Here is a 14293-nt window from a genome sequence, read left to right as displayed (position 1 = left end):
TCTACTCCAGCTCTTGTCATTTTTCTCCTTACGAGTATTCGTTAGTTCATTATATTCTCAAAGACTTCTTTTTTCAGCAAGCAGACTGTATCAACAAAAAAAGTTACATTCACAAAAAAACTCAAAACTAAATAAAATAACTACCCACAAATTAATACAGTCCATTTTCCTCTATCTTCAGAGCGTTAAACCGTCTCACTATCCTGAGCCATACCAACACTATCCTCAAACCTATCCAACAAAGCACGCACCTCATCAGTAGATTTCGTACTCATCAATTGATTTCTCAATTCAGCAGCTCCAGGGAAGCCTTTTACATAAATTTTGAAGAAGCGGTGAAGCCCTGTGATTGAGCGTGGCAGTACTTCTGCGTATTGATCTTGAAGATCAAGTTGTAGTCTTAAAAGATCTAGATGTTCTTTACTGCTATGCTCTCTTGGCTCTTTTTCAAAAGCAAATGGATTTTTGAAGATGCCTCGTCCGATCATTACGCCATCAATGCCGTATTTTTCAGCAAGTTCCAGCCCCATTTTACGATCAAGGATGTCTCCATTGATTGTTATTAACGTATTTGGTGCAATGCGGTCACGTAATTTTTTTATTTCCGGAATTAGTTCCCAATGCGCATCTACTTGGCTCATTTCCTCTCTTGTGCGTAAATGAATAGAAAGGTTTGCAATATCTTGTTTGAAAATGTGCGTTAACCAATCTTCCCACTCGCTTAACTCTTTAAAGCCAAGTCTTGTTTTTACGCTGACAGGTAGTCCGCCCGCTTTTGCTGCTTGGATAAGTTCTGCTGCAACGTCTGGACGTAGAATAAGACCACTGCCTTTTCCTCTTGATGCTACATTCGGTACTGGGCAACCCATATTAATATCGATGCCTTTAAATCCTAGTTCTGCCATACCGATACTCATTTGACGGAAGTATTCAGGATTATCTCCCCAAATATGTGCTACCATCGGTTGTTCATCTTCTGTAAAAATCAAACGGCCACGTACACTTTTCATACCTTCTGGATGGCAATAGCTATCCGAGTTTGTAAACTCTGTGAAGAATACGTCCGGACGACCTGCTTCACTTACTACGTGACGGAAAACAACGTCTGTCACATCTTCCATTGGTGCAAGTACGAAAAATGGTCGTGGTAATTCACGCCAAAAATTATCTATCATTTCAAATTCAAATCCTCTCACTATGAATACAATTTCAAAATCTCAATTTATAATTTGTGAAAATCAGCAATATTTATTTTAACTAAAATCGCTTATGAATGGTATTTTTGTAAACCAAAAAGCAGGTGGTATAGATTTTTTCTATATCAACTGCTTTCCTATTATACTAACTTAAGCCAAGCCACACACTCCACATGCGTCGTATGCGGGAACATATCAACAGGTTGTACTTCCTGTGTTTTATATCCACCTTCTTCTAGTACTTTTAAGTCACGTGCTAATGTTGCTGGGTTACACGATACGTATACGACGCGGTTTGGCTTCATGTCGATGATTGTGTTTAGTAATGCTTCGTCACAGCCTTTACGCGGTGGGTCTACGACCATTGTGTCGGCGATTACGCCTTCTTTGTACCATTTTGGAATGACTACTTCTGCTTCTCCTACGCCAAATTCAGCGTTTGTCATATTGTTTAGTGCTGCGTTTCGGTTTGCGTCTTCGATTGCTTCTGGGACGATTTCAACGCCGTACACTTTTTTCGCTTTTTGCGCTAGGAATAACGAGATTGATCCGATTCCGCAATAGGCATCGATTACTGTTTCGTTACCATTTAATTTTGCGTATTCTAACGTTTTATCGTATAGCACTTTCGTTTGTTCTGGGTTTACTTGATAGAATGAACGTGCTGAAATCGCAAATTTAATGTCACCGATAAAGTCATAAATATATTCTGATCCGTATAGTACTGTAGTTTTGTCTCCGAAAATTACATTCGTACGCTTCGTATTTACGTTTTGAACAATCGATTTTACTTCTGGGAATTTCGCTGCAATTTCTTCAATGATTGCTTTTTTGTTCGGCAATTCTGCTGTACGCGTAATGAAGACAAGCATAATTTCCCCTGTTACTTGTCCGTAACGAGCCATTACGTGACGAAGTGTTCCTTTGTTACGCTCTTCGTTGTACGCATTGATACCGTGCTTTTCACAAATACGTTTTACTTCTTGAATTAATGTATCGTTTTCTTCTGCCTGAATTAAGCATGATTCTATATTAATGATGTCATGCGTTCCTTGGCGATAGAAACCAGCTACAAGTCCGCCTTCACGTTCTCCGATTGGTACTTGTGCTTTATTGCGATATACCCACGGGTTCTTCATGCCAAGTACAGGATGAACAGGAACATCACCTAGTCCTCCGATACGCTGCATAACGTCACGTACTTGTTTTTCTTTCGCTTGTAACTGTCCTTCATAAGTTAAATGCTGAAGCTGACAACCGCCGCACTGGTTATATACTGGGCATTCTGCATCTTTACGATATGGACTTTCTGTATGAAGCTTCATTAAACGACCAAATGCGAAGTTTTTCTTCACTTTAATAATTTTAATTTGCGCTTCTTCACCTGGTAATCCGTTTTTAACGAAAATAGGATAGCCCTTTACTTTCGCAACACCGGCACCATCATGTGTTAAATCTTCAAATACTACATCTATAAACTCGTTTTTCTCAACTGGTGGCGTCATTTTAGTACTCATTTTCCGACCTCTCTTTTTCATAACACTGCGTTACATTTTATCATACTTATATGGTCTTTTTCTATTGGAAGAAAAAAAGCTATTGACGATAGTTCTCTGTTAATGTTACGCTACTACTAATTTAATACGGACGATGTTACCTCATATATACTTGATAATATGGATCGAGAGTTTCTACCCGGCAACCTTAAATTGCTGGACTATGGGGAAAACTAATGAATATTAGGCTATGCGCAAAAAAGGACTCATATTGATTAGCTTTCTCTCATAGATGAAAGTGAATCCATATGGGTCTTTTTTTATTTTTCTAAAAGGTCAGACATCTTACGTATGACATAAAACCTCGTTCTTTTATTTTTAGTAATATAACGAGCGTTTTATGTACAAACTTTATACGAACTTCTGAAAGGGGCAACTACATGCAATATGTAATGAGCATTATCGGTATTCTTGCCGTGTTAGGTTTATGTTTTGCTTTGTCAAACAACAAAAGTAAAATCAACTTCCGTGCAATTGCAATTATGATTGGTTTCCAAATTTTAATCGGTTGGTTTATGTTTGCTACAAAGGTTGGTCAACAAATCATTATTTTCATTAGTAAAGTTTTCAACAAACTAATTAAACTTGGTACGACAGGTGTCGATTTTCTCTTTAATGGAATTCACAGAGATTTTGTCTTTTTCTTAAACGTATTATTAATTATCGTATTTTTCTCAGCACTACTTTCAATCTTTAGTTATTTAGGTGTTTTACCATTCATCGTTCGCGTTGTCGGCGGTGCTATTTCAAAAATTACTGGTTTACCACGCGTTGAATCATTCCACGCAGTAAACTCTGTATTCTTCGGTTCAAGTGAAGCGTTAATCGTTATTAAAAACGATTTACAGCATTTCAATAAAAATCGTATGTTTATCATTTGTTGTTCTGCGATGAGCTCCGTTTCTGCTTCTGTTACAGCATCATACGTAATGATGTTAGATGCAAAATACGTACTAGCAGCTCTTCCGCTAAATTTATTCTCAAGCTTAATCGTTTGTTCGTTATTAACACCAGTTGATACGAAAAAAGAAGATGAAGTGATTCAGAAATTTGATAGAACTCTATTCGGAGACAGCTTTATCGGCGCAATGATTAACGGTGCACTTGATGGTTTAAAAGTCGCTGGTATCGTTGCCGCATTAATGATCGCCTTTATCGGTGTGATGGAAGTTGTAAACTACGTAATTAGTGCAGCTTCAGGCGCAATGGGACATGCTGTTACTTTACAACAAATCTTCGGTTACGTACTTTCTCCATTCGCATTCTTAATGGGTATTCCAACTCAAGATATTATCCCAGCTGGTGGTATTATGGGTACGAAGATTGTTTTAAATGAGTTTGTAGCAATCCTTGATTTAAAAGACACAGCTACAACATTAGCTCCACGTACAGTTGGAATCGTTACAGTATTCTTAATTAGCTTCGCAAGTATTAGCCAAATTGGTGCAATCGTTGGTACAATCCGTGCCCTTTCTGAAAAACAAGGAAGCGTTGTTTCTAAATTTGGTTGGAAAATGCTATTTGCATCAACACTTGCTTCTATTTTATCTGCGACAATCGCTGGATTGTTTATTTAATAAAAAACCACCTTACTTTAACAAGTAAGGTGATTTTTTTGATTCTTTATGAAACCGAACGGAATTCGACTACTTCCTCGTTACTAATAAGTTTTCCTTCGTGTATACCTTTTACTGAAATAACCATAACAGATTTATCTTCTCCTTCAAGCTTTCCTAAAGAGAATAAATAGATTAAATTTTCTTTTTGTAACATCCATTGTTTGCCATTTACTCGACCTAATATTCTTTTTTCTGAAGATGGCTTTATTTCTCCAACATACTGACATTCTCCAAAAGAAGTTTTTATTATATTCTTCTCTGTATCAATTACCAGATACTGGAATAGTTCTAGGTTTCTACTTGAAACAATTTCAATTTCATGGTTACTTTTTTGCTTAAATTGAAGTTTTCCATCACTTGTATTAGATAAACTACTATTCTCAACGGCGTTTCTAAAAAAGTGATATTCTTCTTCTGTAATACCAAAGTTAGGATGATACGGCTTCACCTGTTTATCTATATGCCCTGATATGTAGTTTACGTACCACTCTTTATCATTCTTCACATGATCACTCATCTTTTTAGTAATAACCTCTACTTTTTTACGTGTATCACGATCCATCTCTAGTGTCATGATATCCGCCGTCACTTCCGCATTCATAAGATGCGATGGAATATACTCTTCCACACTATTCGCTTTACTCACTTCACTTTGGCAACCAACTATAAATAGTGATATGAAAAAGATATATATTATTTTTTTATATTTCATTTCTATTCTCCACTCCATACATTATTCTTACTTAGTTTTAGGGGTTTTTATTATAGTATAAAATCTTTATATTTTAATAAAATCCATATCTGTATGCAAAATTGCATATCAATAAGTCTTCTTCTTACTTTAAAATTAGCTTAAATTACTTTCCAAATTATACAAATAACAAGTTTAAAATGTTATAATTTTCAAAAAACATCGGAGGATATTATGAAAGCCCACGCAATTTTCGATTTCTTACATTTACTAGTCTTAACGCTGAAAAGCTATTATGTATGGGGAATGCCTATCTATGTCTTCATTATTCCTCTTATCTTTGTAGTCGGTTATATCATTATTAATTCTAATAAGAAACAAAAAAATACATCTATTCAAAGTCACTAATCTATTACCTTAATAGCCTCCTAAAAATCATATTCCCCTCATTTTCTTCAAATGATATGATGAACAAGGGTATATCCCCACCACTCTTATAGCGGTGGGGATTTTAATGTCAATATGCAACATACTACACAATAGAAGGTGATTTTCATGAGAAAATACGCAGCAATTGCTTTATGTACGTCTGCCATTCTAGCAGGCTGTAATACTAACAATGTAAGTCTAGAACCTAAAAAAGAGAAAACGGCTCAAGGGATTAAGAAACAAGAAGAGACTGTGCAAAAACAAGGTAAAATCTCATATAATGCAGTTACACACGAATCTACAAACACAAGTATTCATATTACAGACATAAAAGATTCTTTAAATGAAGTACAATATAAAATTTGGCGCACAGCTGATGGCAAGGAAAGTGCTAAATCTTTTTCTTCTAAAGAAAAAGAGAAGCAATTCACACTTCCTTTTGATATAAAGGAATTTGAAGGAAAACGCGGTGAGTTCCAAATTGAAGCAACAGGAATGAAAGAAGATGGGAAAACAATCCCGCTTACGAAATCTACTATTACTTTCGAACAAAAGTTTCCTGTTCTTATGTATCACGCAATTGATGATTATCATGGTCAAGGTATTAAAGACTTATTCGTATCACCAGCTAACTTTGAAGCACAAATGAAACATTTAAAGGACAATGGTTATACGCTGTTAACGTTTGAACGCTGGGGCGATATAAATAAAGTAAATAAGCCGATTTTCGTTACATTTGATGACGGTATGAAAAATAATATGAATGCATTTCGCGTTTTACAAAAGCTAAAAGATGATACTTTTAAACCGGCAGCAACAGAATATATGATTGTTGATAACGTTGATGTAGAAGGAGCATTGTCTACTTCTGAAATAAAAGAAATGGTTGATTCCGGCATTTTCTCGGTGCAATCTCATACTGCAACACATGCAGACTTACCGAAAATTACAAACTATGAGGAAGAGTTAAAAGGTTCAAAAGAAAAACTAGAAAAAATAACAGGTAAGCCTGTTATCGCGATTGCTTATCCATTCGGTCATGTAGATGATAAGGTTGTTACAGAAACGAAGAAGTATTATCAATTTGCGACGACGACAAAGCCTGGGCAATTCATTACGAAGGGTGAACCTGATGAATTGTTAAAGATGAAGCGCGTTCGTATACACCATACAACGACTGTAGAGCAGTTTGCTTCTTCAATTAAGTAAATATAAGGGCTCAATACATTTTGAGCTCTCTTTTTACTTTATATTTATATATATTTTTAGAATTTTCTTGTATTATATATAGTAAGAAATCTTTCAAATTAAAGGAGATTATACATATGTCATTTGAACAAACGTTAGAGAAATATGCTGCTCTTGCAGTTAATGTTGGTGTTAATATTCAACCTGGACAAACTTTATCAATTAGTGCACCTCTTGAAGCTGTACAATTTGTACGCCTCGTTACAGAAAAAGCATATAAATCTGGTGCAAAACACGTATATGTAGATTGGAATGATGAGACGTTAACACGCTTAAAGTTCGATCTAGCTCCTGAAGAAGCTTTCGCTGAATTTCCATCTTGGAAAGCACATGCTCGTGAAGAATTAGCAAAAGAAGGCGCTGCATTTATGTCTATCTATGCAGAAAATCCTGATTTATTAAAAGGTGTAGAAGCATCGCGTATTGCAACAGCTCATAAAGTAGCTGGAGAAGCAATGAAAGTATACCGTGATTACGTACAAGCAGATAAAGTAAGTTGGTGTGTCATTTCTGTTCCTACGAAAGAATGGGCTGCGAAAGTATTCCCTGACGTAGCGCCAGAAGAACAAGAAGCAAAGTTATGGGATGCTATTTTCAAAGCTACTCGTGCTGATTTAGAAAATCCTGTAGAAGCATGGAAAGAACATGATGAAACATTACATACAAAAGTGGATTACTTAAACGAAAAGCATTATAAAGCTCTTCACTATACAGGTCCTGGAACAGATTTAACAATCGAACTTCCAGAAAAACATGTATGGGCTGGTGCTGGTAGCTTAAATGAAAAGAACGTACCATTTATGGCTAATATTCCAACTGAAGAAGTATTTACAATGCCACTTAAAACAGGTGTAAACGGCCAAGTTTCTAGTACAAAACCGTTAGTATTTGCAGGTAATATTATCGATAATTTCACGTTAACATTTGAAAACGGGCGTATCGTAGACTATAAAGCTGAAGCTGGTGAAGAAGCTTTAAAACATTTAGTAGAAACAGATGAAGGTTCTCACTTCTTAGGAGAAGTAGCTTTAGTACCTCATGACTCACCAATTTCAAACACAAATGTTTTATTCTACAATACACTATTTGACGAAAATGCATCTTGCCACCTTGCAATCGGAAATGCTTATGCATTTAACTTAGTTGGCGGAAAAACAATGTCTAAAGAAGAACTTGCTGAAAACGGCGCAAACGCTAGTATCACACACAACGACTTCATGATTGGATCAGCTGAGCTTGATATTGACGGTATTACTGCTGATGGCAGACATGAGCCTATCTTCCGTAAAGGTAACTGGGCGTTTTAAATTTATTACCATAAAGAAACACATTGGATAATCCAATGTGTTTCTTTATTTATTTGGTTTCAATTCAAATTTTATCGTTCTATTTTCATGCGTAAACTCCGGTCTATATGTAGCGATATACGTATTTTCTTTCGCTACGTCAAATAGCATGATATCTTGAATTTTTTCATCTGGTGCTAACTTTTTACTAATAAAGCTATCAGGGTTATTATATTCTTTAAATCTTGTACCTTTCTTATCGGTAATCTCAAATTCATAAAATGCAAAAGGTATTTCCTTTTTACTATTATTTTCCACTTTGAAAATAACCCCCAAAATCTCTTCTTTCTTTTTATCCTCATCATAATCCGGATATCCTAATTCAACTGAATCGATAGTTACTTGCAAACCATCTACGTCTACTGTCTCCCCTATTTTATACACTTTATCTTGAACATCTTCTTGTTTACTTTCATTACTATCTTTAGTCTCAGTGCAAGCACTTAAACTAAAAGCTATGCCAAAAATTAAAACAATTTGACTCACCTTTTTTAACATACTCTTTCCTCCACATAAGACAATATTTCATATGTATCATAACAAAACGCTTTACTCTTTCTTGTCATATTTTGTCGTATTAATTGCTAACTGCACAAATAGAAAAAAGCTATCTTCTACAAAAGATAGCTTTCATGATGCCGATGAAACCTTAAGCCCAATGACACCCAAAACAATAAAGAGAATACAAAATGCTTGGAATAAGCTAATATGCTCTTTAAAAAAGTACACACTAATGATTGTAATAAGTAACGTTCCAACGCCAGACCAAATGGCATAAGCAATACTTAAATGAATCTTTTTAACGACGATAGCAAACACGCTGAAACAAATTCCATAAAATACGAAAATAAGTACACTTGGAACGAGCTTTGTTAAACCATTTGATAGTTTCATTGCGATTGTTCCAGCTACTTCAAAAATAATTGTAACAAGTAATAATAGCCAATATACCATACTAGAATCTCCTTCTCTGTTACCTTATAGAGATTCTAGTATACTACTTATAGTCCTAATGAAATATATTTAATTTCTAAATATTCCTCGATGCCGAAATGGCCTCCTTCACGGCCGATACCACTTTCTTTAAATCCACCGAATGGTGCTTGTGCAACTGATGGAAGACCATCGTTTAGACCAATAATACCGTACTCTAGCGCTTCACTAATTTGGAATGCTTGGCTAATGTCTTTCGTGAAAATATACGCAGCTAAACCGTATGGTGTATTATTTGCACGTTCAATTACTTCATCAACTGTTTTAAATTTCGCAACTGGTGCCACTGGCCCAAATGTTTCTTCATTCATACAAAGCATCGTATCATTTGCCAACCCAATTACAGTCGGTTGAATGAAATGTCCCTCTAACTCTGCGACCTTTTGACCACCATATAAAACTGTTCCACCTTTTTGAATAGCATCTTCAATATGTTCTTGTACTTTTGAAACTGCATTCTCATCAATAAGTGGCCCGACAGTCGTTCCGTCACCGAAACCGTCTCCTACTTTCAACTGCCCTACTGCCTTTTGGAACTTCTCTACAAATACTTCGTATACTTCTTCTTGAACGAATACTCGGTTTGTACATATACACGTTTGTCCTGCATTACGGAATTTCGAACCAATCACCGCTTCTACTGCTTTATCTAAATCTGCATCATTCATTACGATAAACGGAGCGTGTCCCCCTAACTCAAGCGAAACTTTTTTCATCGTTTGCGCCGCACTAGCCATTAACTCTTTCCCGATTTCCGTTGACCCTGTAAAGGACACTTTTCGAACGCGACCATCTTCCATCCATGTATCAGCAATTGCTTTTGCACTACCTGTTACGATATTGATTACGCCCTTTGGAATATCTGCTTCATGGGCTAATTCAGCTAATTTCAATGCAGTTAATGGCGTTTGACTTGCTGGTTTCACAACGGCTGTACAGCCTGCTGCAAGCGCTGGGGCTACCTTTCTCGTAATCATAGCAGCTGGGAAGTTCCAAGGTGTAATAGCTGCCATAACGCCAACTGGTTGCTTCATAACTAAAATGCGCTTATTCGGATGAGAAGCAGGAATCATTTCACCGTATACGCGTTTCCCCTCTTCTGCATACCATTCAACAAAACTGTTTGCATAATTTACTTCACCAAGCGCTTCTGCAAACGGCTTTCCTTGTTCCTTCGTCATAACCGCTGCGATCTCTTCTTTATTTTCATCAATAAGCGTAAACCACTTTTTTAACTTCGTGGCACGATCTGCTGCCGTTAACTTAGACCACGTTTTAAAAGCTTCATGCGCAGCATCAACAGCTTGCTTTGCCTCTGTTACTCCGCCTTTTGGTACAGTTGCAAATATTTCCTTCGTCGCAGGATTATTTACTTCAATTTGTTCTTGTAGTGTAATCCACTCACCATTTATATACATCGCCTTTTTATCTATACTTACGAAAGTCGCCTTTTTATCCAATATTTTCTTCCTCCTCTATGAACTTCTTAATTTTCCTAGTAGCAGCAGATTGACTAATTTGCAAAAACTCAGCCACTTTATAACTTGATCCATACGTTTTATACGCTTTAAGAATAATATTTCTCTCTACCTCTTCCAGCATTTTATAAAGGCTTTGCCCCGATTGTTCAACTGCAGCCTCTTGCATAGAGAGTGGCAAATCCTCTACCGTTACAACATCATCGACAGTAATAACAATTCTCTCAATTACATTCTCTATCTCTCTATTGTTTCCTTCCCACGGATATCCGACAAACATTTGTAATGTACCCGGTGCTAGTTTCACATCACGTCCGTACTTTTTATTAAAGTGCTGCAAGTAATGATAAATAAGCGGTAAAATATCTTCTGTTCTTTCCCTAAGCGGGGGAATTGCAATTGGAATGACATTCAGACGATAGTATAAATCTTTCCGAAATGTTCCTTGTTTCACCATCTCGCTTAAATCTCTATTTGTTGCCGCCACAATTCGAACATCTACTTTTTTTAATTCTCTTCCGCCTATAGGACGAAATGTTTTTTCTTGCAATACTTGCAAAAGCTTCGCTTGAATTTCAATCGGCATTTCACCGATTTCATCTAAAAAAAGAGTTCCTTTATGCGCGGATTCTAATAGTCCCTTTTTCCCTTCACGATTCGCACCTGTAAAAGATCCACCTGAATATCCAAAGAGCTCCGATTCAATTAAATTAGTTGGCAATGCCGCACAATTAATTTCATAGAAACTTTCATTCTTACGGTGACTCACTTCATGTAAATGGCGTACTAATCGGCTTTTTCCTACTCCAGTCTCGCCTAAAACGAGAACAGTACTATCCACTACAGATACTTTTTTGATTGTATCGACTATTTTTTGCATAGCTAGACTTTTAAAAATAAGTCCTTCATGCTCATATGTTTCTCTTAATTCTTTTTTATATGTTTTTAGCTGATTATCCATTTCCTCTACCTTTTGACGTAATTGATAGAGTTCAGTAAGGTCGCGAGAATAACTAATCACTCTTCTTAAATTTCCCTCATCATCAAAAACAGGCCTTGTACGAACGTGTAAATACTCTCCTGATTTTGTAGTTTGAACGAGTTCAATTGGCCTCTTTTTTTCAATCACTTCTAATGTCGCTGATGGATAAAAGATTCCATCCTTTTGTAGTTCTTTTACATGCTTACCAACTAACTCTTCTGCAGCTAGTTGGTAGTGCCTTTCACATGTACTATTTACACGCACAACGATCCCTTGCTCATCTGTAACAAAAATTTCGTCAAACGCATATTCAAATACATCTTTTAAATCCATTAACACTCGTTCCTTTTCTGCAACCATCCTAGCCACCCCTAACTTCAAATCCATCGATCCACTTCACTATCTTTATTATAAAGCGAATTTTCTGCATTTAATATAGAGTCAGCTAGAATGTTTGCTATTTATACTTCAGTTTTTAAACGCGAGCGATGTTCGTTTGCTCATAACAAGCTTGCAATGATTCTTCAATTATTGTTAAACCTTCTTCAAGTTGCTCATCTGTAATAACTAAAGGCATTAACACACGGATAACATTTCCATACGTTCCTGCTGATAATAAAAGTAACCCACGCTTATTTGCTTCTGCACATAGATTAGCCGTTAACGTTTTGTCAGGTGCTTTCGTCTTACGATCTTGAACGACCTCAAATGCACACATTGCTCCTAACCCACGCACATCACCGATGCAATGATATTTATTTTTCATCTCTTCGAATCGGTTCATTACGACTTTTCCTAATTCTATCGCTCTATCATTTAATTTCTCATTTTCTATTACATCGAGAACAGCTAATGCAGCTGCACATCCTAATGGACTTCCTGCATACGTTCCACCAAGTTCACCTGGTGCAGATTCATTCATAATTTCTTTACGTCCAATGACACCACTTATCGGTACACCAGCCCCTAATGATTTAGACACTGTAATTAAATCTGGAACGACATCATAGTGATCAATTGCAAAATATTTTCCTGTACGACTAAAGCCTGTTTGTATTTCATCCGCTACAAATAAGATGCCGTTCTCTGAACAAATGCGGCGTACTTCTTGAACAAATTTCTTACTTGGGACGATAAATCCACCTTCCCCTTGAACAGGTTCCATTACAACAGCTGCAATTGTTTCTGGTGCTACTTCCGATATGAAGAAGTTCTTAAACTCTTCAATAATAAAATCATCATACTGCTCTTCCGTTAATCCCTCTGGGCGACGATATTCGTATGGAAATGGCGCTTTATATACTTCTGGAGCAAAGGGACCAAACCCAAATTTATATGGCTTCACTTTACTTGTCATCGTCATTGTCATTAATGTACGACCGTGGAAACCTTTAGAAAATGCGATAATACCAGGTCTCTTCGTATATTTACGAGCGATTTTCACCGCGTTCTCAACTGCTTCTGCACCACTATTTAAAAATAGGACTTGCTTATCGAAACTTCCTGGTGCCAATGCCGCAAGCTTTTCTGCTAATTCAATATATGCCTCATACATCATGACATTAAATCCAGTATGAATGTATTGATCGACTTGTTTATGGAGCGCTTCTTTAACCGTTGGATGACAATGCCCTACGTTAATTGTCCCGATTGCTCCTGCAAAATCAATGTACTGATTGCCATCAACATCTGTTACAAGAGCACCATTTGCAGATTGTACAAACGTTGGGATGCCGTTACTTACTCCTTTTGGTACTATATTTTGACGGCGTTCTAATAAAGATGCCGCTTTCGGTCCTGGAATTTGTTCATTTACTTTAGCAAACTTTTTTGTGTTCATTGCGTACCCCATCCTTTTCTTTACATTGTTTTCTCTTCTTATTGCAAAATATATGCCAACTTTCTTTTCTAGCATTTATCCTATATTCTTTGTATCCAGGCATAAAAAATAAGTCTATAAAGACTCATTAAGAGTCTTTATAGACTTATTTTCCTTACACATTAGACTTTTCTTTCTCCCAGAAAAACTCACCCGATTGAGAAATAAACTCTCCAACAGAATCTAACACTAAATCAGCAAGTGGTTCTAATGTTGGACGGTCTCCCGTACCAGATAGCACCCCAATTGCATAGCAATCGCCATTTTTAGCTAAATGTAAATCAGTTGGCGTATCTCCAACAACCGCAACCTCACATGATTCTAAATTAAATTTCTCACAAAACACTTCTATAATCTTTTTATCTGGTTTTTGCGCAAGGAATGTATCCGAGGCTATAATATAATCAAAAAAGTTCTCCAACTTATATTGTTTTAAAAATAATTCTGTTGGTGCGAAATCATCCGCCGTGACAACCCCTAATATAAATCCTTTATCTTTTAATGCCTGTAACACTTTCGGTAAATCCGCTGTCATTTTCATATGCGAACGATGCTCATACATAAGGGAAAATAACTTCTCACTTACCCACTGATGCATCTCTTCTTCTCTAGCAGACTCAATATAATTACAAAGCCCCTTCGCTACATCAAGGCTTGTTCCAGCAGCTATTGCACTCCTCGGATTAACAAATGCTCCCTCTACACCAATCTCTTCTAATAAGGTCTGCCCTATTGTACTTGGTAAATGATATAAACTTATACATTCAGCTACAAGTTCTTCAGCTACTTTTATCCAAATTGAATGAAAATCCATTAATGTCCCATCTTTATCAAATAGTATTGCTTTTACCTTCTCCATAGCATCCTACCTCTCGT

13 protein-coding genes and 1 riboswitch are annotated in these 14293 nt (G+C 36.5%); of the genes, 4 read left to right on the top strand and 9 right to left on the bottom strand.

Annotation, left to right across the window (positions count from 1 at the left end; all coding sequences use genetic code 11):
• Positions 1-185: 185 nt before the first annotated feature.
• Positions 186-1175: a tRNA dihydrouridine synthase gene (locus ATL10_RS20975; RefSeq protein WP_090978176.1), complete on the bottom strand. Its 990-nt coding sequence runs from the start codon at positions 1173-1175 to the stop codon at positions 186-188.
• A 161-nt stretch (positions 1176-1336) separates the two neighbouring features.
• The gene (rlmD, locus tag ATL10_RS20970) at positions 1337-2713 is read right to left on the bottom strand and encodes a 23S rRNA (uracil(1939)-C(5))-methyltransferase RlmD (protein ID WP_110497427.1); all 1377 of its coding nucleotides are present in this window, start codon (positions 2711-2713) and stop codon (positions 1337-1339) included.
• Positions 2714-2834: 121 nt separating this feature from the next.
• A riboswitch (purine riboswitch) is annotated at positions 2835-2936 on the top strand.
• Positions 2937-3132: 196 nt separating this feature from the next.
• On the opposite strand from rlmD, the gene ATL10_RS20965 reads away from it, so the two are divergent.
• Positions 3133-4329 carry a NupC/NupG family nucleoside CNT transporter gene (locus ATL10_RS20965; RefSeq protein ID WP_001200494.1) on the top strand — a complete coding sequence of 399 codons (1197 nt, stop codon included), beginning with the start codon at positions 3133-3135 and terminating at the stop codon, positions 4327-4329.
• Positions 4330-4375: 46 nt separating this feature from the next.
• Here ATL10_RS20965 and ATL10_RS20960 read toward each other — a convergent pair whose 3' ends face one another.
• On the bottom strand, positions 4376-5083 hold the full coding sequence (locus ATL10_RS20960; RefSeq protein ID WP_110497425.1) for a hypothetical protein: 708 nt from the start codon (positions 5081-5083) through the stop codon (positions 4376-4378).
• 213 nt (positions 5084-5296) lie between these two features.
• On the opposite strand from ATL10_RS20960, the gene ATL10_RS31345 reads away from it, so the two are divergent.
• The 3 genes from ATL10_RS31345 to ATL10_RS20950 all read left to right on the top strand — a co-directional run bounded on the left by ATL10_RS31345 (position 5297) and on the right by ATL10_RS20950 (position 8046).
• On the top strand, positions 5297-5470 hold the full coding sequence (locus tag ATL10_RS31345; RefSeq protein ID WP_000643592.1) for a hypothetical protein: 174 nt from the start codon (positions 5297-5299) through the stop codon (positions 5468-5470).
• A gap of 147 nt (positions 5471-5617) precedes the next feature.
• Positions 5618-6700, top strand: coding sequence for a polysaccharide deacetylase family protein (locus ATL10_RS20955; RefSeq protein ID WP_075719053.1), 1083 nt, complete (start codon positions 5618-5620; stop codon positions 6698-6700).
• A gap of 116 nt (positions 6701-6816) precedes the next feature.
• Positions 6817-8046 (top strand): aminopeptidase, encoded by a 1230-nt coding sequence (locus ATL10_RS20950; RefSeq protein ID WP_000007349.1) that lies wholly within the window; start codon positions 6817-6819, stop codon positions 8044-8046.
• Positions 8047-8091: 45 nt separating this feature from the next.
• Here the strand turns inward: ATL10_RS20950 and ATL10_RS20945 are convergent, their stop codons facing one another.
• From ATL10_RS20945 to ATL10_RS20920, 6 genes are all read right to left on the bottom strand, one after another.
• Complete coding sequence (locus ATL10_RS20945; RefSeq protein WP_000915102.1) at positions 8092-8583, bottom strand: DUF4352 domain-containing protein; 492 nt, start codon at positions 8581-8583, stop codon at positions 8092-8094.
• A 132-nt stretch (positions 8584-8715) separates the two neighbouring features.
• On the bottom strand, positions 8716-9039 hold the full coding sequence (locus tag ATL10_RS20940) for a DMT family transporter (protein ID WP_000263262.1): 324 nt from the start codon (positions 9037-9039) through the stop codon (positions 8716-8718).
• Between the two features lie 47 nt (positions 9040-9086).
• On the bottom strand, positions 9087-10538 hold the full coding sequence (gene gabD, locus ATL10_RS20935; protein WP_090978174.1) for an NADP-dependent succinate-semialdehyde dehydrogenase: 1452 nt from the start codon (positions 10536-10538) through the stop codon (positions 9087-9089).
• Positions 10531-11898, bottom strand: a complete 1368-nt coding sequence (locus tag ATL10_RS20930; RefSeq protein WP_053565389.1) for a sigma-54 interaction domain-containing protein — start codon at positions 11896-11898, stop codon at positions 10531-10533. Before ATL10_RS20930 ends, gabD begins: the two co-directional genes overlap by 8 nt.
• Before the next feature lie 115 nt (positions 11899-12013).
• Positions 12014-13378: a 4-aminobutyrate--2-oxoglutarate transaminase gene (gene gabT / locus ATL10_RS20925; RefSeq protein ID WP_181419335.1), complete on the bottom strand. Its 1365-nt coding sequence runs from the start codon at positions 13376-13378 to the stop codon at positions 12014-12016.
• 154 nt (positions 13379-13532) lie between these two features.
• Entirely contained in the window at positions 13533-14276 is a 744-nt protein-coding gene (locus tag ATL10_RS20920) for an HAD family hydrolase (protein ID WP_047792104.1), read from the bottom strand.
• Positions 14277-14293: the final 17 nt, after the last annotated feature.

The organism is Bacillus sp. 196mf (assembly GCF_003217275.1).
Lineage (GTDB): Bacteria > Bacillota > Bacilli > Bacillales > Bacillaceae_G > Bacillus_A > Bacillus_A thuringiensis_S.
This window is presented reverse-complemented; position numbering and strand designations above follow the sequence as displayed.

Coding starts and splice junctions, on each gene's coding strand:
- ATL10_RS20975 (WP_090978176.1), bottom strand. CDS start 1,175: ATGATAGATAATTTTTGGCGTGAATTACCACGACCATTTTTCGTACTT.
- rlmD (WP_110497427.1), bottom strand. CDS start 2,713: ATGAGTACTAAAATGACGCCACCAGTTGAGAAAAACGAGTTTATAGAT.
- ATL10_RS20965 (WP_001200494.1), top strand. CDS start 3,133: ATGCAATATGTAATGAGCATTATCGGTATTCTTGCCGTGTTAGGTTTA.
- ATL10_RS20960 (WP_110497425.1), bottom strand. CDS start 5,083: ATGAAATATAAAAAAATAATATATATCTTTTTCATATCACTATTTATA.
- ATL10_RS31345 (WP_000643592.1), top strand. CDS start 5,297: ATGAAAGCCCACGCAATTTTCGATTTCTTACATTTACTAGTCTTAACG.
- ATL10_RS20955 (WP_075719053.1), top strand. CDS start 5,618: ATGAGAAAATACGCAGCAATTGCTTTATGTACGTCTGCCATTCTAGCA.
- ATL10_RS20950 (WP_000007349.1), top strand. CDS start 6,817: ATGTCATTTGAACAAACGTTAGAGAAATATGCTGCTCTTGCAGTTAAT.
- ATL10_RS20945 (WP_000915102.1), bottom strand. CDS start 8,583: ATGTTAAAAAAGGTGAGTCAAATTGTTTTAATTTTTGGCATAGCTTTT.
- ATL10_RS20940 (WP_000263262.1), bottom strand. CDS start 9,039: ATGGTATATTGGCTATTATTACTTGTTACAATTATTTTTGAAGTAGCT.
- ATL10_RS20930 (WP_053565389.1), bottom strand. CDS start 11,898: ATGGTTGCAGAAAAGGAACGAGTGTTAATGGATTTAAAAGATGTATTT.
- gabT (WP_181419335.1), bottom strand. CDS start 13,378: ATGAACACAAAAAAGTTTGCTAAAGTAAATGAACAAATTCCAGGACCG.
- ATL10_RS20920 (WP_047792104.1), bottom strand. CDS start 14,276: ATGGAGAAGGTAAAAGCAATACTATTTGATAAAGATGGGACATTAATG.